Source organism: Fastidiosipila sp. (assembly GCA_012511175.1).
In the GTDB taxonomy this organism is placed as follows: Bacteria; Bacillota; Clostridia; order Saccharofermentanales; family DTU023; genus UBA4923.
The window spans coordinates 1-21,240 of sequence record JAAZGO010000035.1; the positions used below are offsets into that span (position 1 = coordinate 1).

At 54.9% G+C, this 21,240-nt stretch carries 20 protein-coding genes; 10 read left to right on the plus strand and 10 right to left on the minus strand.

The genetic code is table 11. The features are described 5' to 3' along the window. Window positions 1–163: 163 nt before the first annotated feature. The 7 genes from mgtE to GX839_07470 all read right to left on the minus strand — a co-directional run bounded on the left by mgtE (window position 164) and on the right by GX839_07470 (window position 8,676). Window positions 164–1,522, minus strand: a complete 1,359-nt coding sequence (gene mgtE, locus GX839_07440) for a magnesium transporter (GenBank protein NLB05284.1) — start codon at window positions 1,520–1,522, stop codon at window positions 164–166. 92 nt (window positions 1,523–1,614) lie between these two features. Then, window positions 1,615–1,995 (minus strand): RidA family protein, encoded by a 381-nt coding sequence (locus GX839_07445; GenBank protein NLB05285.1) that lies wholly within the window; start codon window positions 1,993–1,995, stop codon window positions 1,615–1,617. 92 nt (window positions 1,996–2,087) lie between these two features. Further along, the gene (gene lpdA / locus GX839_07450) at window positions 2,088–3,449 is read right to left on the minus strand and encodes a dihydrolipoyl dehydrogenase (protein ID NLB05286.1); all 1,362 of its coding nucleotides are present in this window, start codon (window positions 3,447–3,449) and stop codon (window positions 2,088–2,090) included. A gap of 112 nt (window positions 3,450–3,561) precedes the next feature. Beyond that, entirely contained in the window at window positions 3,562–4,536 is a 975-nt protein-coding gene (locus tag GX839_07455) for an ABC transporter permease (protein ID NLB05287.1), read from the minus strand. Then, window positions 4,533–5,741: an ABC transporter permease gene (locus tag GX839_07460; GenBank protein NLB05288.1), complete on the minus strand. Its 1,209-nt coding sequence runs from the start codon at window positions 5,739–5,741 to the stop codon at window positions 4,533–4,535. The genes GX839_07455 and GX839_07460 overlap by 4 nt, the downstream gene beginning before the upstream one ends. Continuing rightward, complete coding sequence (locus GX839_07465; protein NLB05289.1) at window positions 5,738–7,270, minus strand: ABC transporter ATP-binding protein; 1,533 nt, start codon at window positions 7,268–7,270, stop codon at window positions 5,738–5,740. Before GX839_07465 ends, GX839_07460 begins: the two co-directional genes overlap by 4 nt. 212 nt (window positions 7,271–7,482) lie before the next feature. Beyond that, window positions 7,483–8,676 carry a BMP family ABC transporter substrate-binding protein gene (locus GX839_07470; protein NLB05290.1) on the minus strand — a complete coding sequence of 398 codons (1,194 nt, stop codon included), beginning with the start codon at window positions 8,674–8,676 and terminating at the stop codon, window positions 7,483–7,485. Between the two features lie 409 nt (window positions 8,677–9,085). Between GX839_07470 and GX839_07475 the strand changes: the two genes are divergently transcribed. From GX839_07475 to GX839_07485, 3 genes are all read left to right on the plus strand, one after another. Then, window positions 9,086–9,889 (plus strand): hypothetical protein, encoded by an 804-nt coding sequence (locus tag GX839_07475; protein ID NLB05291.1) that lies wholly within the window; start codon window positions 9,086–9,088, stop codon window positions 9,887–9,889. A 267-nt stretch (window positions 9,890–10,156) separates the two neighbouring features. Then, window positions 10,157–11,329 (plus strand): threonine synthase, encoded by a 1,173-nt coding sequence (gene thrC, locus GX839_07480; GenBank protein NLB05292.1) that lies wholly within the window; start codon window positions 10,157–10,159, stop codon window positions 11,327–11,329. A gap of 80 nt (window positions 11,330–11,409) precedes the next feature. After that, window positions 11,410–13,896: a DUF87 domain-containing protein gene (locus GX839_07485; GenBank protein ID NLB05293.1), complete on the plus strand. Its 2,487-nt coding sequence runs from the start codon at window positions 11,410–11,412 to the stop codon at window positions 13,894–13,896. Window positions 13,897–13,906: 10 nt separating this feature from the next. Here GX839_07485 and GX839_07490 read toward each other — a convergent pair whose 3' ends face one another. Then, a complete protein-coding gene (locus GX839_07490) occupies window positions 13,907–14,989 on the minus strand; it encodes a lipoate--protein ligase (protein ID NLB05294.1) in 1,083 nt (360 codons plus the stop codon). A gap of 68 nt (window positions 14,990–15,057) precedes the next feature. Here GX839_07490 and GX839_07495 point away from each other — a divergent pair, with 68 nt between their 5' ends. From GX839_07495 to GX839_07515, 5 genes are all read left to right on the plus strand, one after another. After that, the gene (locus GX839_07495; GenBank protein NLB05295.1) at window positions 15,058–15,534 is read left to right on the plus strand and encodes an NUDIX domain-containing protein; all 477 of its coding nucleotides are present in this window, start codon (window positions 15,058–15,060) and stop codon (window positions 15,532–15,534) included. Between the two features lie 37 nt (window positions 15,535–15,571). After that, window positions 15,572–16,387 carry a nucleoside triphosphate pyrophosphohydrolase gene (mazG, locus tag GX839_07500; protein NLB05296.1) on the plus strand — a complete coding sequence of 272 codons (816 nt, stop codon included), beginning with the start codon at window positions 15,572–15,574 and terminating at the stop codon, window positions 16,385–16,387. Then, window positions 16,377–16,622 carry an RNA-binding S4 domain-containing protein gene (locus GX839_07505; protein ID NLB05297.1) on the plus strand — a complete coding sequence of 82 codons (246 nt, stop codon included), beginning with the start codon at window positions 16,377–16,379 and terminating at the stop codon, window positions 16,620–16,622. The genes mazG and GX839_07505 overlap by 11 nt, the downstream gene beginning before the upstream one ends. Window positions 16,623–16,751: 129 nt before the next feature. Next, a complete protein-coding gene (locus tag GX839_07510; GenBank protein NLB05298.1) occupies window positions 16,752–17,072 on the plus strand; it encodes a hypothetical protein in 321 nt (106 codons plus the stop codon). A 22-nt stretch (window positions 17,073–17,094) separates the two neighbouring features. Next, window positions 17,095–17,925, plus strand: a complete 831-nt coding sequence (locus GX839_07515; GenBank protein ID NLB05299.1) for a deoxyribonuclease IV — start codon at window positions 17,095–17,097, stop codon at window positions 17,923–17,925. 19 nt (window positions 17,926–17,944) lie between these two features. Here GX839_07515 and GX839_07520 read toward each other — a convergent pair whose 3' ends face one another. Beyond that, window positions 17,945–18,244, minus strand: coding sequence for a hypothetical protein (locus GX839_07520; GenBank protein ID NLB05300.1), 300 nt, complete (start codon window positions 18,242–18,244; stop codon window positions 17,945–17,947). Between the two features lie 129 nt (window positions 18,245–18,373). Between GX839_07520 and GX839_07525 the strand changes: the two genes are divergently transcribed. Both GX839_07525 and GX839_07530 read left to right on the plus strand, forming a co-directional pair. Next, on the plus strand, window positions 18,374–19,096 hold the full coding sequence (locus tag GX839_07525) for a DUF5058 family protein (GenBank protein NLB05301.1): 723 nt from the start codon (window positions 18,374–18,376) through the stop codon (window positions 19,094–19,096). A 2-nt stretch (window positions 19,097–19,098) separates the two neighbouring features. Beyond that, window positions 19,099–19,752, plus strand: coding sequence for a hypothetical protein (locus GX839_07530; protein NLB05302.1), 654 nt, complete (start codon window positions 19,099–19,101; stop codon window positions 19,750–19,752). 36 nt (window positions 19,753–19,788) lie between these two features. On the opposite strand, the gene GX839_07535 is transcribed toward GX839_07530, so the two are convergent. Beyond that, window positions 19,789–21,240 carry a TrkH family potassium uptake protein gene (locus GX839_07535; protein NLB05303.1) on the minus strand — a complete coding sequence of 484 codons (1,452 nt, stop codon included), beginning with the start codon at window positions 21,238–21,240 and terminating at the stop codon, window positions 19,789–19,791.

The following is a 21,240-nucleotide window of genomic DNA, read 5'->3' on the forward strand; positions in this document are numbered from 1 at the left end:
ATTTCCTGTATGATTGCCATGAGATTCCTCCTTCAACCGCAAAGGCGGTGTGTGCTTTACTCACCTTAGCAGTTTAGGAAGGAATCTCTTTTTCTCCTACCGACCTACAAATACGTTACTCGAACTTTGTGGGGATTATGTGAAGATTTAAACCGGAACCGGATCAGATTTTCAGGAGGGCGACGGCGATGGCAAAATAGATGGCCAGGGCAGCGGCGTCCACCAGGGTGGTAATGAGGGGCGCAGCCATGATGGCCGGGTCAATTCTCAGTTTTTTTGCGATCAGGGGCAGGATGCCGCCAATGACTGCTGCCATGAAAACTGTCGCAATCATGGCCAGGGCCAGGATCAGGGCCGTTGTGAAATCCCGATAGATCAGATAGACCCGCACGAAGTTCACCGCGCTCAAGACCGTGCCCATCAGAAGGCTGGTCGCCGATTCCTTGATGATTACCCTGAAAATATCGCTGATTTTTATCTCACCCAGAGTCATGCCGCGGATCATGAGGGTGCTGGACTGGGAACCGACGTTGCCGCCGGTGTCGGTCAGCATGGGGATAAAAGAAACGAGCAGGGGGTAAGCGATGAAAGCTGCTTCATGTTTTTCCAGGATCAGGCCGTTAATCATGCCCGACACCATGAGGATGAAAAGCCAGGTGATGCGGTGCATGCCATGCTGCCAGAAACTGGTTTTCAGATAAGGTTTCTCAGAGGGGGCGATGGCGGCCATCTTTTCGAAGTCTTCCGTTGTTTCTTCCTGCATGACATCAACGGCATCATCGATGGTCACGATGCCGACCAGACGGTTTTCGTTGTCGACCACCGGAATAGCCAGGAAGTTATATTTGTGGAAAAGTCTGACCACTTCCTCACGGTCCATGGTGGTGTTAACACTGATGATATCGGTCTCCATGATGTCCCCGATTCGTTCCCCGTCGTCAGCCAGGAGGATGGCTTTGACAGAAATGACGCCCTCCAGAAAACGCTGTTCATCGGTGACATAGCAGGTGTAAATGGTCTCACGGTCTTCGCCGAAGGTCCGCAGATGGGTAATGGCCTGGGCCACAGTCATGTCCTGTTTCAATCGGGTGTACTCCGCGGTCATGATGCTGCCTGCCGAATCTTCGGGGTATTGGAGGTAGCGGTTGATGACCCGCCGTTTATCAGGATTGGTGAGCCGCAGGATGCGGTTGACCATATTGGCCGGCATTTCTTCAAGGAAATCGACTGCGTCATCGACGAAGAGTTGATCAAGCATCTGGGTGGTCTCTTCATCAGTGAATGCCTCGACGACGCGCCGCTGCGTGTCGGATTCGAGATGGGCGAAAACTTCAGCGCAGATCTCCTTGGGGAGCATACGGAAAACAAAAGCGGTCTCATCGTCCGGCAGGGTTTCCATGAACAAGGCGATATCGACTTCATTGTCTTCCCGGAGCTCGCTTAATAGAGAGGCGTAGTCCCTGTCATTCAAAAGTTCGGTCAAATGACTGATGTAGAGTTTTTCGTCCATTTTTTCACTCATGACATCCGCCTCCTTTGCTTATCCTGAAAAAAGAGAAGTCCGACGCTGGATGACCGGCGTCAGACTCCTGCTTGTTTGGGTAATCGGCCGGCCTATTCCATTGTCGCGATGCATTCGATCTCTACCTTGGCGCCACCCGGCAATGCTCGCACCTCATAGCAGGCCCGGGCGGGGTACGGACTTGGGAAGTAGGCGCCATAGATTTCATTGACAGCCTTGAAGTCGGCCATATCAGTCAGCAGAACGGTCGTTTTGACCACCTGTTCCGGTCCCAGTCCGGCTTCCTTCAAGAGGGTGTCCAGATTGGCAAGTGCCAGTTTTGCCTGATCTGCTGCTTTGTCGGGCATAACACCGGCCACGGGATCAATTCCCAGTTGTCCCGAGATAAAAAGGAAACCATTGGAGGCAACGGCAGGTGAATAAGGGCCGATGGCCTTTGGAATATGGTCGGAATGAATCGCAATTTTCGGCATGGCATTCTCCTCAATGCTAACTGGATGCACATACGCGTCAGGCTCTGGCGCCCACATTATTCTGTCTTAGTTTACCACAGGTGCGGGCGTCGCTATTTGAGCTGAAAGAGCGCTTCACGTACGATTTCGCAGACCGTGGGATGAGGGAAAACGGTCCGCTTCATGGCATCCAGGGACATTTTCTGTTCGATCATAATCCCGAAGGCCAGGATCATCTCAGAGGCGTAGGGGGTCAGCAGATGGCAGCCCAGAAGCACCTTGCTTTCCTGGTCGAAGAGCAGTCTGCAAAGACCGGTACCGCGCTCCGTTTCCGCCTGATAGCGACCGGACCAGCCCATGGGAATCTCGACTTCCAGGTAAGCGCAGCCCTGGGCTTCCAGTTCTTCTTTTGTTTTCCCGACACCGGCCACTTCCGGGTCGGTATAGATGACTGAAGGTATGGCGCAGTTGGACATGCGGTCGTCGATTCCCAGCATGTGATTGACAGCCACTTCGCCTTCCCGGCTGGCCGCATGCGCCAGCATGAATCCGCCGACCACATCTCCGATGGCGTAGACCCCGGGGCAGCTTGTCTCCATCTGCTCATTGACCACTATGGCTCCCCGGTTTACAGCTACGGGCAGCTGTTCCAGACCAAAACCGGAGGTGACAGGCCGCCTTCCACAGGATAAGAGGATGATGTCTCCGGACTCTTGATGCTCCGCGCCATCTTTCTCAAAGAATACCGTTCCGCCATCGACGCGGGTGACACAGGCCGAAAGGTGGAAAACCATGCCAAGATTCTCGTAAACTTGCTGCAGACGGCGGCCAATTTCAGAATCGATGGTGCCTGCGATATGATCCAGCATTTCCACGACCACGACCTGTGAGCCTACAGCCTGGTAATAACAGGCCATCTCCAGACCGATGACACCGCCCCCGATGACAACCAGCCTTTGAGGGATTTCTTCCAGGTCAAGGATCTCACGGTTGGTGATCACCGTCTTGCCCAGTCCTTCACGAATACCTGGGAGGGGGAGAATAACGGGTTCGGAACCCGTTGCGATCATGAGATTCCTGCCTTCGTAAAGCTCTTTGTCCGCTTGAACCCGAAAGGGATCTCCTTCCCGGGGGAGAATCATGGCCATTTGATTGATGACTTCGACGCCAGCTTCATTCATCTGATTCCTAATGCCGGCCACCAGTCTTCGGACCACCTTCTTTTTTCGCTTGATCACGGTCAGCTGATCGTAGGAAACTGCCTCGGCCTTGATCCCGAAAGCCGCACTGTCCACGGCATGCCTGTAGAGTTTGGCTGAGTTCAGCAGAGCCTTGGAAGGAATGCAGCCTTCGTTCAGGCAGACACCTCCCAGGTTTTCCTTTTCAAAGAGGGCAACGGAAAGGCCTGCCCGTCCAGCACGTTCAGCGGCGACATAACCACCGGGGCCTGCCCCGATAATAATAAGATCGTACATGGTTTACTCCTTTTGTCATGGCTGTTTTGATCCTGAATTACTATAACAGACCCCCGGGCATAAAAAAGCCCGCCGGTCCAAACCGGCGGGCCTGACATGAGATGTGCCGGAATCAACGCTCCTCCCGGAAATAGTTCAAGCCGGTGCCAGCGGGCTGCGCGTGTTCCTTGATCTGCATCATGCTGGTGATGATGAGGACAATAATGGTGGCGATGTAGGGAAACATGCGGTAAATCGGTACAGGCAGGCCCTTGATGGGAACGTACATGTACATGACGCTGAGGCCGCCGAATATGATGGCGCAGTAGATGGCCCGGAGGGGATTCCAGGTCGCGAAAATTACAAGCGCGATGGCAAGCCAGCCGTAGCCGCTGATGCAGTCATGAACCCAGATGCCCTTTTGGTCCACCATGGACATGTACATGCCGCCCAGGCCACACAGGCCGCCTCCAACCAGCGCTGCCAGGTAACGGTAGCGCGTGACGTTGATGCCGGCGCTGTCTGCCGTCGCCGGGCTTTCTCCGACTGCCCTCAGCGACAGGCCTTTTCTGGTCCTTCTTAAAAACCAGCCCATCAGGATGGCAATGGCCAGGGCCAGGTAGACCAGCCAGTTGTATTTGAAGAAAAGTGTTCCGATAACAGGGATTTCCGCCAGTTTGCCAAAATTAATCCGCCCGTACATGGCCTTGGTCTGGTCGTTGACCGTCACGTAGCCGCCGGCTTTGTGGCCCAGCACTTCCCCGAAAAACTTGCCAAATCCTGTTCCGAAGATGGTCAGGGTCAGGCCGGTGACATTCTGATTGGCCCGGAGGGAGACGGTCAGCACGGCATAGATCAAGCCGCCAAGCGCTCCGCATAGAAAAGCGAAAATGAAGGCGAAGACCGCCGCCAGCAAGCCGCCCTGGCCGAACCACTGCTCGACATACCAGGCACCGGCCAGACCCGCGATGGCCCCCATGTACATCATGCCCTCAACACCCAGGTTAAGGCTGCCTGACTTTTCCGTCAGGATTTCCCCGCAGGTGGCAAGCAGGAGCGGTGTACCGGCCAGAACAGCCGCATTGAGGAGATTGATAAGGGGATTCATACCGACACCTCTTCGATCATTTTTTCAATCCTGGCCCGGCTGTGCCGGAAGACCAGCTTGTATTCCAGGAACAGTTCACAGCCCAGCATGAAGAAAAGGATGATGCCGGTCAGCAGATCGGCGGCTGACGCGGGAATCTTCATGGTGGACTGGATGGCCAGGGACCCCTTTTTCAACATGGCAATAAAGATGGAAACGGGAATCATAATAAAGGGATTCAGCTTGGACATCCAGGCGACGATGATGGCTGTGAAGCCGACTCCCCCGGCGGTTGTTTCCGTCAGGGTGTAGTCGGCGCCGGCCACCTGGAAATAGCCGGCAAGGCCGCAAAGGGCGCCGGAGATCAGAAGTGTCCGGATCTGGATCCAGCCGGTACTCATCCCCGCGTAGCGCGCTGTGTTCAGTGAGTCGCCGATGACGGAAATTTCATAGCCGTGCTTGGTCTTTTTCAAATAAAGGTAGGCCAGAACAGCCAGGGCAAGCGCAAAAATCCAGCCGATATGGACGCCGAAGACCTTGGGCAAAACGATCTGGCTGAGCGAGCTTTTAAAGTTGATGATTTTGGGAAAAGTAGTCTTCTCCGGTTTCCAGCTGGTCAGGTTTTTGAGGTAGTTGATGTATTCAATGGCGATGTAGTTGAGCATGAGGGTGAACAAGGTCTCATTGGTGCCCCACTTGGTCTTGAAGAGAGCAGGCAGGAAACCAAAAAGAGCCCCGCCGGTAATGGCGGCGAGGATCAACAGGATATGAAGGGGAATGGTGCCGATTTTTGTTCCGCTGTTGATCAAAGCAACGACGATGTGTGACATAAAAATGGCGCCAGCCAGGATCTGACCCTCCCCTCCGATGTTCCAGAACCTCATTTTGAAAGCGAAGGCGATGGCGACGCCCGCGATCAGGAGGGGGACAGCCAACCGGAAAGTTTCCGCTGCCGACGTTTTTGAACCAAAGGAGCCGGTTGCCATGCTGATGTAGGCGTTGACGGGATTTTTGCCAATCAGAACGATCAGGAGAGCTCCGACGAGAAGCGCCAGAATGAAGCCGATCACATAGACCATAACCTTCTGCCCGGCCGGGACGACACCGCGTTTGGCAATTCGGACAAAGGGTTCCTTGATGATGCATACCAGCGGTTCATGTTCAGGCGGGCAGATCACAGCCTGCTCATCTGCCGCCAATTCATTCTTGTTTACGGGGTCTTTCATACGGCGGCAGCTCCTTCCTCTTCATCAACTCTGTGGCCCAGCATCATAAGGCCGATTGCCTGTTTTGAAGTTCTTCGGGGATCAACCAGGCCTGTAACCTGACCTCCGCTCAAGACCAGCAGGCGGTCCGAAATCTCCATCAGGACATCCAGGTCTTCGCCGATGAAGATGACGGCAACCCCCTTTTCCTTCTGTTCATTAAGCAATCGGTAAATGGTGTAGGAGGAGTTGATATCAAGTCCCCGGACAGGATACGCTACGATCAGGAGACGCGGGCTGGAGTCAATTTCCCGGCCGACCAGAATCTTCTGTACGTTGCCTCCCGACAGCTTGCGAATGGGGGTGAAAACATCGGGAGTGACGATTTCCAGCTCTTCGACCAGCCGTTCAGCGACCTTCTGGGGTGTCTTGCGGTCGACCAGAAAACTTTTTTTCCGTTTATAACTCTTCAACATGATGTTGTCGACCATGTCCAGTGACGGCACCAGCCCCATGCCCAGCCTGTCTTCGGGGACGAAGGCCATGGCAATTCCTTTTCTGGTAATTTCATTGGGGGATCTGCCGACGATGTTTTCCTCGACTTCAAAACCGTTGATAAAACTCCGGTACAGGATGGCCCCGCCCGCAACGGGGTGGAGTCCGGTAATGGCCTCACAGAGTTCTTTTTGTCCACTTCCGGTAATACCCGCGATACCCAGGATCTCACCTCCATAAGCTTCAAAAGAGACATCCTCGAGGGCTCTGGTTTTGTCCGGCGTCAGGCAGGTCAATGAAGCAACGCGGAGCACAGGCTTTTTATCTCCGATAATGGGGCGCTCAATTTCGAGCGAAACGGACCGGCCGACCATCATGTCGGTCAGGGATTGGATGGAGGCTTCCTTGGTTTCGACGGTATCGATGTATTCGCCCTTGCGGAGGACGGTGACACGGTCAGAAACGGCCAGCACCTCGTTTAATTTATGGGTAATTAAGATGATTGACTTATTGTCTTCTTTCATGGCCCGCAGGATTTCAAAGAGTTTCTCGGTTTCCTGCGGTGTCAGGACGGCCGTCGGTTCGTCAAGGATGAGAATATCAGCTCCCCGGTAAAGTGCCTTGACAATTTCCACGGTTTGTTTTTCAGAGATGGACATGTCGTAGACCTTTTTGTTGGGTTCAAGATAAAAACCGTACCGGTCCGCAATTTCCTTAACATGCCTGGCCAAAGCACGGCGGTTGACGGTCGTACCCCCCGGCAGGCCCAATACGATGTTTTCTGCCGCAGTAAAGACTTCGACCAGTTTGTAATGCTGGTGCACCATGCCGATGTTGAGGGCAAAGGCGTCTTTGGGTTCACAGATGGCCACAGGTGTCCCGTGTATTCGGATTTCCCCCAGATCGGGAAAGTAAATGCCGGAAAGAACATTCATTAAGGTGGTTTTGCCGCTGCCGTTTTCTCCCAGCAGGGACAAAATCTCTCCCTTTCGAAGTTCCAGATGGACATCTTTCAGGGCTTCAACCGTGCCGAAATTTTTGCAGATATGATTCATTTCGACGACATTGTCGAAATCAAGATGTTGCAACTCTTACATAACTCCCTCCAGCCGGCGCGCAGGGCCCGGAGAAACGTCCTGTGCCGGTCAGTTAAGGCTGCCGCAATGCGGTGTACGCCAAAAGCGACCACATTGCGTCGAAACGAGCATAGGCAGGGAGCGCGTCTCCAGGGCGCGCTCCCGCATTTTCCCGGTAAGCTGACTACTGATCAGTCACCGATCATGGTGATGCCTTCAAGGATGTGATCCCAAGCGGGTGATGAGGCGGGCTCAATATAGGTTTCACCCTCTTTGACGACCACTTCGCCTTCATTGTTGACCAGGGGGCCGGTGAAGACGTCCCAGTCGCCTGAGACAATTTTGGCGCGGGCAGCTTCGATCGCCTCAGCGGTGCCCGGGGCGACCAGGGCCTCGTTCAGCCGGGAGATATCAACGGCGCCCTCAGCCAGTCCTTCACCCCAATCCTTGGGGATAGGCTTGCCCTCCACGTAGTTGGAGACAGCAAGAACCAGATAACGCGACCAGTCCCAGATAGCGGACGTAAGCGTTGCCTTGGGGGCTGCGTCGATCATGTCGGAGTTGTAGCCGACGTGGAAAACGCCTTCCGCTTCTGCAGCCGTTGCAGGGGCGGTCGAGTCACAGTGCTGGCCGATCACATCACAGCCCTTTTCGATCAGGGCCTTGGCGACCTGAGCTTCTTTCTGGGGGTCGTTCCAGGAGCCGGTGTTCATGACGATCATCTCGACATCCGGGTTGACGCTTTTGGCGCCCAGGTAGAAGCCCGTGAAGCCTTGAATGCATTCAGCGAAAGGATGGGCATTGACATAGCCGAGGAGATTCTTTTCGGTCTTCAGGCCGGCAGCAATGCCGGACAGGTAACGGGCCTGATAGATCTTGCCAAAGTAGTTATGGACATTGGGCATGTCGCTCAGGGCGCAACGGAAACCGGAGGCATGGCAGAACTCAACTTCGGGATGGTCTTCGGCGACTGTCAGGACATATTCCTCAAATCCGAAGCTGGTCGCAAAGATCAGGTTACAGCCCTGCTCAACCAGTTCACGCAGGGCGGCCTCGCAGGCCTGATCCTCGTTGGTATTGAATTTGTTGATGATCTGATCATCTCTCAGTCCGAGTTCTTTGGCCATTTTCTGGGTGCCCAGGTCATGGTTGTAGGTGTAGCCCATGTCGCTCGGATCTGTAATATGGACGAAGCCAAGCTTGATGTTCTCAAGCGTCACACCATCCGAGGGTGGCGGCGGGGCCTCTGTCGGTTTTCCCGGCTCAGCTTGTGTCGGTCCGGGCTCGGTCTTACCCGGCTCTTCAGGTTTTTTGTCGCACGCCACCAGGGTCACCACAAAAGCGACGCACAGCAAAATAACAATCCATTTTTTGAAATGTTGCATAGCCTTTTCCTCCAAAAGGGTTATTGTATTGGGTATCATATCACAAAAAGCGGAAGGCAACCGGGTTAACTGAAAGGGATTGGGGCAATCTCCGGCAGGCAGCGGTTAGGATGGAAAATCATTTCAGGAGGGTTCCCGTTCCTTTTATCCGGCAATCCGGGTCTGGTTATCCGCTTCCCTTCAGCTTCAGCCGGCAACACACTCCCAATCTTCCCCGCCTTGAAGGATTTGGCGCAATTCTTTCGGACAAAAGGAGACCTTGCCGCCGGCCGCCGATTCAACAGAAAAATGTCAGGCAAGAGTGATCAAAAGACTGCTAGAGCGTATAATTGGCAGTATAATTAATCAAGGATCACCACTATTGATTCCAACGCATCACTGGCTGGAATTGGAAAGGAAGACGTTCACCATGAAAAAAAGCATAGGGGTTCTGCTTGTGGCGCTTATAGTTTTGATCTTTGCGCTTCCAGGCTGTTCCAGGAGTGTTCCGGAAGGCCCAGGCCAGCCCGCCACTGAAGCGGGTGGAGCCCATAAGACAGAGCCAGCACCGGCCAGGACAGAAACGGGGGGCACCAAGCCTCCAGCCGGCAACAAGGCGGCTGATTCCTACGCGGCATACCAAGAGGCAAAAAGCCAACTGATCACACGCTTGTCTGATGCCGTCTCCGGCAACCCTGAAGCCGGCATGGCCATGCTGTCCTTTCTTGGCATCACCGCGGTTGATCTGGTCATGCTTCCGGCAGCTTTTCTCGGCGCAGATGAAATGACCATGGAAATCGGTTTGGGGATGCTAGGAGCAGAAGGTTTCAAATACGATGTTGACGGCGACAAATCCACTGTCACTTTCAAGGATCAAAGCGGCAAGGAAACGGTTTTTGCAGGAAGGTTCGACAGCAAAGCGGGAGGCTCAATCTTCACTTCAGTTGTTGACGGCAGGGAGGCACTCTATTCCGAGTACCGGCAAACGCCTTATGGCTATGCCGGACAATACTATATTGTGAATGATGACGGCAGCGTCATGCTCTATCTGCTGGCGATTGAAGGCAAGGACGGAACGGTGGGATTTGAGCAGGAGGCAACAAAACCGGAGCCGCTTTCAGGCAATGAGGGACCGGACTTTCCCAAGGCTGCAAAAGAATGGTACAGCATCAAGGGCAAGCAGGTGACCGGGATCAACCCGGACGGCCAGGAGCTTGACTTCTTGATTCCTTAGTAATCAGGGCCATCCACGAAACAAAAAACCGCTTTGCGCCGGAAGATGAATCGGGGTAAAACGGTTTTTTATTCTGCAATGCCCAAGCGTGAGCACGAACGCTTGATGGGCGTGGCACAGGGTTTGTCGATTTGATAAACTGTAAACAATCAGTTGCCTTGTCAGATCCCAGAGGAGTTGAAAATGCCAAAAAACAAATCGAAAATCCCCCACCTGTTGGGATACACCTGCACCCTCTGCCAGCGGCATTATCCTTACAGGGAGGAGATGCTGACCTGCCCGGAGTGCGGCGAAACCGGAATTCTTGATATCGACTACGATTACGATATCATCAGGGAATTTGTCTCGCGGGAGCGTCTTCGCCGTGATCACGATAACAGCATGTGGCGCTACAAAGCTTTATTGCCCCTGGCTGAACGCGATTACTCAGGCTTTTTAAGGGTTGGCTGGACGCCACTTTATCCATCGCTGCGGCTGGGCAGCGAATTGGGGCTCAAGGCCCTTTACATCAAGGATGACGGCCTTAACCCGACCGCCTCGCTTAAGGACCGGGCCAGCGGGGTCGCGGTTGCCAAAGCCATCGAACTCGGCTATGACACAATTTCATGTTCTTCAACAGGCAATGCGGCTTCATCCTGTGCCGGCAACGCCGCCCGGGCAGGCTTGAAAACGGTGATTTTCGTTCCGGAAAGAGCCCCTCAAGGCAAGCTTGCGCAGATGCTTATTTTTGGCGCCCGCGTCGTTTCAGTTGTGGGGGACTACCGCGAAACCTTCAACCTGTCAAAAGCCGCCATCGCCAAATATGGCTGGTACAACCGCAATGCCGGCATCAATCCCGTGATGGCGGAGGGGAAAAAGACGGTATCGCTTGAGATCGCAGAACAGCTCGATTTTGAGCCGACCGACTGGGTGGCCGTGTCCGTCGGAGACGGCTGTACCATCGGCGGCGTCTATCTTGGTTTCAGGGACCTTTACGAACTTGGCCTGATCGAACGCCTGCCCAGGATCTTGGGTGTTCAATCAACCGGCTGTTCACCCTTTGTCGACGCAGCCCGTGACAAGGTACCTCTGAAACCGACACCGGAAAATACCCTGGCTGACTCCATCTCGGTTGGCATACCGCGAAACCCCGTCAAAGCCCTCCGTGCCGTCTCGGCTACCGAAGGCGCCTGGATGGCCGTCCCGGATGAGGCCATTCTGGCTGCTATGAAGGAGATGGGCGAAAAAGAAGGTGTTTTCGGGGAACCGGCCGGCGTCACTTCCTATGCCGGTGTCAAGCAGGCTGTCAGCGAGGGAATCATCAAGGCGGGTGAAACGGTGACCTGCATCTGTTCTGGCAGCGGTTTAAAGGATGTGGCAAATGCCCTGAAAGCTGCGGGAAGCCCGGTCCGGAGCCGGCCCGACCTGGAAGAATTGGAACAAACCGGCCTGTTTGCATAACAAATGTTCCCGACAGATCCGGTGATAATGGGAGATGATCTGAACATTACGAAGAAGCATTTCTGTGAGGAGGGGTTGCGATGAGTCAATATGAAAAACTGGGTGTCTTTTACCTGGGAACTGAAAACAGAGATTTGGACGGGGACGGACGCGCTGATTTCATGTTGTTCGATTCCCGTGATCTGGTCACGCACGCCATGATCGTTGGAATGACGGGCAGCGGTAAAACAGGCTTGGGTATCGACATGATTGAGGAAGCTGCCATGGATGGCATCCCAACCATTGTTGTCGATCCAAAGGGAGATATGGGAAATCTGCTTCTGACCTTCCCTGATTTGAATCCGCAGGATTTTGAGCCCTGGGTTCATCCGGAGGAAGCGGAGGCGGAGGGGCTTTCGGTCAGTGAGCTGGCTGCGAAAAAAGCGGAGATCTGGCGCAAAGGCCTGACTGACTCGATGCAAGACGGCGAGCGGATCCGCGCTTTGAGGCAAAATGCTGAATTTGCCCTCTACACGCCGGGTGGCCAGTTCGGCAGGCCCCTGTCGCTTGAGGGCATGTTTAAAAAGCCCGCCCCTGCCGCCATGGCCGATGCCGAGGTTTTTCAAGAGGTGGTTTCGACGACGGCGACCAGTCTTCTTCACCTGGTCGGCATTAAAGACGCTGATCCGGTTTCGAGCAGAGAGCACGTGTTCCTGTCGACCTTGATTCAAAAGACCTGGCAGGACGGCTATGACCTGGCCATCCCCACCCTGGTTCACTGGATCGGCAAGCCGCCTGTCAAGACCATCGGCGTCATGGATGTTGATACCTACCTGCCGGAGAAGGAGCGCTTTGCCCTGGCCCTTCGCTTTAACAATCTCATCGCCTCGCCTGCTTTTTCGGCCTTCATGGAAGGCGAGCCCTTTGACATCCCCTCCCTCCTTTACACGCCCCAGGGGAAACCCAAGATCTCGATTCTATCGATCGCGCACCTTGCGGATGCCGAGCGCATGTTCTTCGTGACCCTGCTCCTCAACCGCATGATCGCCTGGATGCGGACGGAACAGGGTACTTCATCCCTGCGCGCTTTGTTTTATATGGATGAAGTATTCGGATATTTCCCGCCTATCGCCAACCCCCCGGCAAAAAAACCGTTGCTGACTCTCCTGAAGACGGCCCGAGCCTACGGACTGGGGATCGTTCTTGCCACGCAGAATCCGGGGGATATCGACTACAAGGGTCTTTCCAACGTGGGAACATGGTTTGTCGGGCGGCTGACAACGGAACGGGACCGGACCCGTCTGCTGGAGGGCATGGCGGATGAATCCATTGAGGGAATCAGCCGCGCAGAACTGGGCAAGCTGATCGCCGGGCTCCAGCAACGGCAGTTTATTATGCGCTCGGTCCGCGGGGGTGAACCCCTTCTCTTCCAGACCCGCTTTGCCATGTCCTATCTGGCAGGGCCCCTGACCCGCGATCAGATCAAGTATCTGGCGGCCCAGTCAGGATATTTCCCTCATGCTGCGCCTGAGCCCATCGGGAAACCAGTTGCAGGGGGACCTGATACTGGCTTCTTCGTACCCGAACCCATGCCTGAGCCCTTTGTGCCCCAAGCTGCAGAAGAGGCGGTTCCGGCACCGGCTCCGCCGCCCGTGACCGGTCTGACAGGGCCCCCCATCGAGCAGGCGGCCGTGGCGCCGCAGGCAGCTTCAGGCATTCCGGTCAGTTATTTGCCGGCCACGCCCGGGCAGGTCTACAGGCCGGCCCTGGCCGGTTTTTTGACCGTCTATATCAAGGATGACAAACGGAATATCTCGCATACGGAGACAGTTACACGGTTTACACCACTGGGCGGCGGCGTTGTCCCTGTTGAGTGGGACAACAAGCTTGATCTGGATTTGACTCTTGATGATCTGGAAAAAGAACCCACAAGAGGCGCCACTTTCTCAGATCTGCCTCCGGAGGCCAAGCTGAAAACCAGCTTCACGGCCTGGCAGCGCGCTCTGGTAGATACAGTCTGGCGCGAGTCAGCGGTCGAGATCCGCGAGCACAAAAAGCTGGGCCTTGTTTCGGAACTTGAAGAAGAGGAGCGTGACTTTATCGCCAGGGTCAAGATGGCCGCCCGGGAGCAGCGGGACCGGGAACTTGACGAAATCGAGGCCAAATATGATAAAAAACGTTTGGCCATTGATGAAAGAATCGCCAAGGCCGAAGAACGGGTGGACCGGGTCAAAGACCAGGCCAAGGATGCCAAGATGCAATCAGCCATTTCGTTCGGAGCAGCAGCACTTGGTGCTGTTCTGGGCAAATCCCTGGTTTCGCAGGCTAACGTCTATAAGTCGGCAACAGCGGCCAAGAGTCTGTCGCGTGCCAGTAAGTCCTCCAGCAACGTCGGCCGGGCCCAGGAATCCATGGAGCGGGTCGAGCAGCAGCTGAAGCTGCTTGAGGAAGACATGCAAAAAGACATCAAGGCCCTGAGTGACCGCTATGAGAATGCGGCTGACGATATCGTGACGGTGACGGTCAAACCGCTCAAGAGCAATGTCGTTGTCAATGCCCTTATTCTGGTCTGGATGCCGGGGAACTGATAGCTCAGATCTAGAAAGATTGTTCGCGGATGACATGTCCCATGTCATCCGCGATTGTTTTTTGGGAGATTTCACCGACCGTTTCATCCACTTCGCCGAGACCTGCGATGCGGTCCGCAAGGTGGTGAGAATTGAAAGGAGTTCCGGGCAGGGAGTTGGCTATCTGCCTGAAAAAATCACTGTCCAGGGCATCGCTGAAAATCTGGGCTTCTGAGATTATCCCCTGCTCCACCTTCAGCAACAGTTCCGCCTGCCCCCAGGGGAATCGTCCGGTTTCAATCCTGGCATCAAAGTCGATGGTGTTTCCGTACCGCCATTCCCATGAGGCATAAACTTCTTCCAGCCGGGCAAGTTTTTCTCCCCCCGCGATCCTGCCCGCGTCAACTATCTCCACGCCGGTCCCCTTTCCATATTGGGCCAGGAAGGAGTCAATGACCGAATCGCACAAGGCGGGGATGGTCAGATCGCTTCTGGCTTCAATAAGGTTGATGACGCGGGAAGTCACGGACTTGATGGCGCGGGATTGGAGCTTGAGCTCAGAGACGGTCAGATAACGCAGGAGGGGTTCGAGCCTGGTGTCAACCATCAGGGTGCCGTGGTGGAGCGCCACACCGCGCCAGTAGCGGAAGGCATTGCCTGAGAACTTGCGATCCCCGATCAGGATATCATTTCGTCCCGACCGTACCGCCTGGATGCCGAGCAGGCGGACCGCCTCCAGGATGACATCAAAGTTGCGGCCCAGATCGAAACGGGACCGGGGCAAGATGATGGAAAAGTTCAAATTGCCCAGGTCATGGTAGACCGCGCCACCTCCGGTGCTTCTTCGTGCCAGGCGGCCTCCGTCCCTCTCCAGTGCCCTGGTCCGGCATTCCGCCCAGGCGTTCTGGTTGCGGCCGATGACCACCGTGTGCTCATTTTGCCAAAGATAGAGGATGGCACCGTAACGCCTTTCCGGATCCTTGTCAGAGTCGCTTTGGCAGAGATCCATCAAATATTCCTCAAGTGCCAGGTTGTGCCAGGGGTTGACGGAATCTGCGGTCACGACAAGGAGCGGAAAATCCGCGCTTTTCTTCATGGCTGGCTGCTCTTTCATCTATTTTACTATCCTGCTATTCTAGCTGAAAAGACAAGGTCAGGAAAGGACGCAGGACCGCGCGTGCTATGATCAATGGTATGAAATCTGACGGTTCCGCCTTAATGCCCGCTAAAGCCGGCAGGCCGCTTGTGCGCGAGCGCTCGAGCGGCGCCATTGTCTTGCGTGATATGGACGGTGAAACACGCGTCCTGCTGGTCCAGCACAAGCCGGGCCACTGGTCCTTTCCCAAGGGCCACCTTGAGGCGGGGGAAACCGACCAGATGGCAGCCATCCGGGAAGTCTGTGAAGAAACCGGCGTCAGGATCTCCCTCCTGCCGGGCTTCAAGCGGTCATCGACCTATTCGCCGCGTCCCGGTGTCTTAAAAACAGTCGTTTTTTTCCTGGCTGCCTACCGGGGGGGAGAACTTGAACCTCAATTGAGTGAAGTGCGTTCGGTGCGCTGGATGGGGTTGGACGAGGCGTCAGGATTCCTGATTTTTGACAAAGATCTTGAGATCTTCCACCAAGCCCTGGCCTGGCGTGCTGATTCGGGGGAGGAGTAAGGGCATGGAAACGGCAAAAGAAGGCGGGCAATTTGCCATGAAAGAGAGCTGTACCTTCGACGACTTGCTCGCCATCATGGATTTCCTCAGAAGTGATCAAGGATGTCCCTGGGATCGCATCCAGACACACGAGAGCATCCAGGGCAACATGCTGGAAGAAGCTTATGAAGCGGTTGATGCCATCCAAAGCGGGGATCCGGATAAACTGCGTGAGGAGCTGGGTGATGTGTTGATGCAGGTCGTTTTTCATGCAGGCATTGCCAGGGATGAAGGATATTTCACCTTTGAGGATGTTGTCTCAGGTCTGTGCCGTAAACTGATCTCACGGCACACGCATCTGTTCGGCGACGATCAGGCGACGACACCGGACATGGTTCTTCGAACCTGGGAAAAAAATAAGCGGATCGAGAAAGGCTTTGAAAGTACGGCAGCGTCCATGCGGGCCATCCCGCTTGCCATGCCGGCCCTGACCCGTGCCGACAAGCTTCAAAAAAAAGCGGCGGATACCGGTTTTGACTGGCCCTCTCCCCGGGGTGCCTGCGTGAAAGTCAAGGAGGAACTCCAGGAACTGCTCGATGAAGCCGACCGGGGTGACCCGGTCAGAATCCGTCAGGAAGCCGGGGATCTGCTCTTTGCCGTGGTCAACCTGCTCCGCCTGCTGGGGGTTGACCCCGAAACAGCACTGACGGACTGTTCACAGCGCTTTATCCGGCGATTCGATGCCATGGAGAACCTGGCGAAGGAGGAAGGGGTCTCCCTGAACCGCATGGATTTGGAAGCCATGGACGCCTTGTGGGACCGGGTAAAAAGATCTGAAAGCGAAACCGAAAGGGACCGGGGCTGTGAGGCTTGATAAGTTTTTGAAAATTTCACGTATTGTGAAGCGTCGCACCGTCGCAAATGAAATGGCCGCAGCCGGCCGGGTTGAAATCAACGGAAAACGGGCCAAGCCGGGTGCCGAAGTCAAAACCGGAGATATTCTCCAGATCGGCTACGGGGCAAAGCAGATACGCGTCCGCGTGCTGGAAGTCAGAGAGTATGCAAAAAAAGAAGAGGCGGCATCTCTCTACGAGATCTTAAACAGCTGAAACATCGCTAAATCACCCATTTTGTCACACAATTGTCATATCGGGCCATTTCAGAACATTGCAAAACCGAACAAACTGCTCTACCATTGATTTACTATCAACAGGATGTCAGGTCGACAGGAGCACTCCATGCGATTGAGTTATGCTGAAAACCGCAGAGTTGAGCGCAGGCAATCGTCCCTGTCTTTTTTAGCGCGTTTCTTTGCCGGCGTGGCTGCGATCGTTATTCTGACACTCTGCGTTTCCGCCTATTTTAGCCAGCAAAGTGAATTTGAGCGCCTGACGGCGGAGAGGCGCAAATTGGAGCGCGAACGTGACCGCCTTTATGAAAGGTACGAGTCCTTGAAGAGCCTGGACGAAATTGCTGAATCCAATCAATACATCGAACGCATCGCGCGTGATTACCTCCGCATGGCCATGCCGGGCGACATTCTGATCATCACAGATTAACCCGTTACAGGAGTTCCGGGCGATGCTTTATCTGGGTTGCCATCTGTCGGCATCGGCGGGCTATCTGGCCATGGCCAGGACCGCCCTTTCAATTGGCGCCAACACCTTCCAATTCTTTACCCGAAACCCCAGAGGCGGAAAAGCGCGCGCCCTGGATCTGGACGATATCGAGGCCTATAACCGTTTTGCCAGAAAGAATGGAATCGGAACCATCGTAGCCCACGCGCCCTACACCATGAACCTTTGCTCCGACAAGGCATCCGTTCGTGAATTCGGACGCGATGTCCTTCGTGAAGACCTTGAACGGCTCCAGCACATTGACCATGTCGTCTATAACCTCCACCCGGGCAGCCATGTCGGCCAAGGCAGGGATCGGGGAATGGCCATGATTGCCGACGCACTGAATCAGGTGCTGACCGGAGACATCAAGACGCCGGTGCTTCTTGAGACCATGGCCGGCAAGGGCAGCGAAATCGGCTCCGCTTTCGGCGACCTGGCCGGTATCATCGACGGGGTCGTCCATAAGGACAAGATGGGCGTCTGCATGGACAGCTGCCATATGTATGACGCGGGTTATGATGTGGCGGGGGGCCTCGACCAGCTGCTGTCGGAATTCGACCGGCTTGTCGGCCTGGACCGGCTTCAGGCCTTTCATTTAAATGACAGCAAAAATGAAGCCGGAAGCGGAAAAGACCGGCATGCCAAGATCGGGGAAGGTACAATGGGGCTGGAGGCTGTCGTGCGGATAATCCGCCACCCCTTATTGCAGGGGCTGCCCTTTATTCTCGAGACGCCCAATGAAGTCGATGGCTATGCCAGGGAAATTGCGCTGCTTCGCAGCCTGGCAGGCTGATAGACGCTATTTCCCACATTCAGGCTTGTGGAAAACCGATCAATTCCTTTAGCGAATCGATTTCTTCTACAGCTCTCCCGACGGCATCCTGTGGGATAAAGTAATCGTAGATTCCACTGCCAGCCCCCAGTTCGATGGCCAGGGCAGCGCCTTTTCTGCCACGCTTCAAGTAAGGAATCTCCCGCTCCTCCAGGTAGGATTCAACATGCGCGCTCCAGATCATAGGGGCTGAGATCAGGTAGACCGGCTCATCAGGGGCTGGCCGGTTTCGGTCGCGCAGGGAGGCGTCTTTGGCTCTTCTTTTTAAAAAATTGAACATGGGTACGCGCCACACCTCCTCTTTCCAGTTTGCCCATCCATATCCGGGCACCAGCCGCGGCAAAAGGCCTGCTCTGTTAAAATGCTAACATCAGCCCGCCCTTCTGGGCAATGGAAAGGGGAGGTGTTTATGTTCCATGTCAACCACCCGGTTCTGTACGCCTTGGCATCGCTTGTCATTTTGTACGTGCTGGGGCAGTCAGTCTTTTTTACCATCCAGGCTTACAGGCGCGCCCGTGAGATGGGGATGGAAAAGTCGCTTCTCCGTGCAATCATGCGGGGTTCAGCCATCTTTACCCTGGCGCCTGCGGTAGCCATCCTGATCGGGGTCATCGCCCTGTCCCAGTATCTGGGCCTTCCCTTGCCCTGGCTCCGCCTCAGTGTTTTGGGAGCCATCACCTATGAGCTGCCCGCCGCTTCTGCCGCAGCGTCCGCCCTGGGTATTTCCATAACGGATGCCATCGTGGATGCCCGGGCTTACTCAACCATTGCCTGGGTGATGACCCTGGGGATTCTTTCAGGAATCGTCGTCATCACTTTCTTTCTCAAACGGATTGAAAAAGGCTTGATGACCATCAAGTCAAAGGATGAGAAGTGGGGCGCGCTTTTGATGGATTCACTTTTCATTGGAATGGTTTCCGCTTTTCTCGGCATGATTTTTTCAAAAATCCGTCTTGGCCTGGCCGGGTGGATTCCTGTTTTTGTCATGATTTTCTCATCCGTCCTGATGCTGATTTTCGGCTTTCTCGTCAAAAAGAAGAAGATCGCCTGGCTTGAAAATTATGCCATGCCCTTCAGCATGATGGGTGCCATGGCCTTTTCCATTCCGCTCACTTTTTGGATCGGAGGTTGACCATGAGCCTGTACGAAAGGAAAATTCATCGCTGGGGCCGCCTGTCAGGTATCCTGGCCATTATCATGTTCATCGCCTATCCGCTCCTGATGAGCCTTTACTTCAAGGCCTGGCCCTATCTTGGGGCCCTGGGCAAGGGTTTGCTCGGCGTTGTTCCCATCTTTTACACCATCGGCATCATCGAAGCCTTCACTTACGGACCCATGCTGGGATCCGGGGGCTCCTACCTGGGTTTTGTTACTGGAAATATCACCAACCTGAAAGCTCCCTGCGCCATCAATGCCATGAAGGTGGCAAAAGCGGATCCCGGCACGCCGGAAGGTGAGGTGGTCTCAACCCTGGCGATCGGCATCTCCTCCATGGTAACCACGGTGATTCTTTTTCTCGGCATGATCCTCCTGAGCAGCCTGGCGCCCATCCTGGAATCCCCGGTGTTCAAGCCAGCCTTTGATAATATCCTGCCGGCCCTGTTTGGAGGACTTGCGGTTGTCTTCATCTCCAGGAACTGGAAGATTGCCATCGGCCCCATGCTGTTCATGCTTGCCCTGTTCATCGTGCAGCCCGGCCTGGCGGATGCGGTGAGTGTCCTGGTTCCGGTAGGGGCCCTGATCACCCTGGCTATTTCACGGGTGCTCTACAAAAAGGGAAAGCTGTAGTTTTGAGAAGAGATGAAAAAGGGGCAGGCGGGATGTCTACGAAGTTCTGCGCCAGGTTTTTGGCGAAACGAAGAGCAGGAAGGGGAGGAACTCAAGACGTCCGGCCAGCATAAGAAAGCTCAGGACCATTTTTGTGAAGTCGCTGAAAGCGGAGAAATTGGAAGTCGGCCCGATGCTGGACAAGCCGGGGCCGACATTGTTGACGGCTGTGGCTGCAGCAGAAAAAGCAGTCATCAGATCGGGGCTCTCCAGGGACAAGAGGAGGGTACCGAGGGCCAGGAAAATGAGGTAAATAGAAAGGTAGCGAAGGACAGGCTGCTTATCACTTTCCGGAAGGATCTGGCCATCAATACGCACGGACATGACCTGCCTCTGGTCGCGCGACCGGAAAATCTGCTCGCGGGCTGACTTTAGATAGACAATGAAGCGGGATACCTTCAAGCCTCCCCCGGTCGAGCCAGCGGAAGCGCCGATCATCATGACCAGCAAAAGAAGGACCTGGCTGACGAGCGGCCAGAGGGTGAAATCCTGGGTGGCGTAACCGGTCGTACTCATGATGGAACTCACGGTAAAGAAAGAATGCTCAAACGCTTGCCCGGCGGTCGGGGATTGTCGGAGAATACCCAGGGTAACCAGCAGGGAGACGGTCAGATAAATGCCAAGGTACCAGCGCAGCTCCTCGCTTCGAAGTACCTGACGCAGCCCCTTGCGCAGGCTCAGGAAATAGACCTGGAAATTGACGCCGAAGAGGATCATGGCCGCTGTCAGCACCCAGTTGATGAATGAGCTCTGGTAAAAGCCAATGCTGGCGCTCTTATTGGAGAATCCGCCCGTCCCCGCGGCACCGAAGGCGTGGATGATGGCGTCAAAGACCGGCATGCCGCCCAAACAAAGCAGGACAAAAGTGATCAGGGTCATGACGAAGTAGATGGCGTAGAGGATCATGGCCGTTTTCCGGATTCTTGACACAAGTTTCCCGAAATAAGGGCCGGGCATTTCCGCTTTCATGATGTTGACAGAATCGGCGGGCGAATCGGCATTGATCACAAAGGCGAAGACCAGCACGCCCATGCCGCCGATAAAGTGGGTGAAACTGCGCCAGAAGAGGCAGTAATGTGACATGGACTCCACATCCTGGAGAATGGATGAACCGGTGGTTGTGAAGCCTGAAACAGTTTCAAAAAAAGCGTTGACAAAGCGGGGAATTTCTCCCGCCAGCATGAAGGCCAGGGCGCCCGCCAATGAAGCTGACAACCAGGTCAGAAAGGTGATTACCATGCCTTCGCTGGCGCGAAGCCTGATTCTTTCCGGCCGTTTCAGGGTCATCAGGGTGCCGAGGCCGAAGAAACCGACGGCGACCAAGCCAAAACTTTGGAGAGCCGGCTTGATTTCGCCGAAGACCAGGGCGACGACCAAGGGCAGGAGGAGCAGGAGAGAGCAGATCTGGAAAATCCGCCCCTGAACATAGCGAACTGAATTGAAATTCAA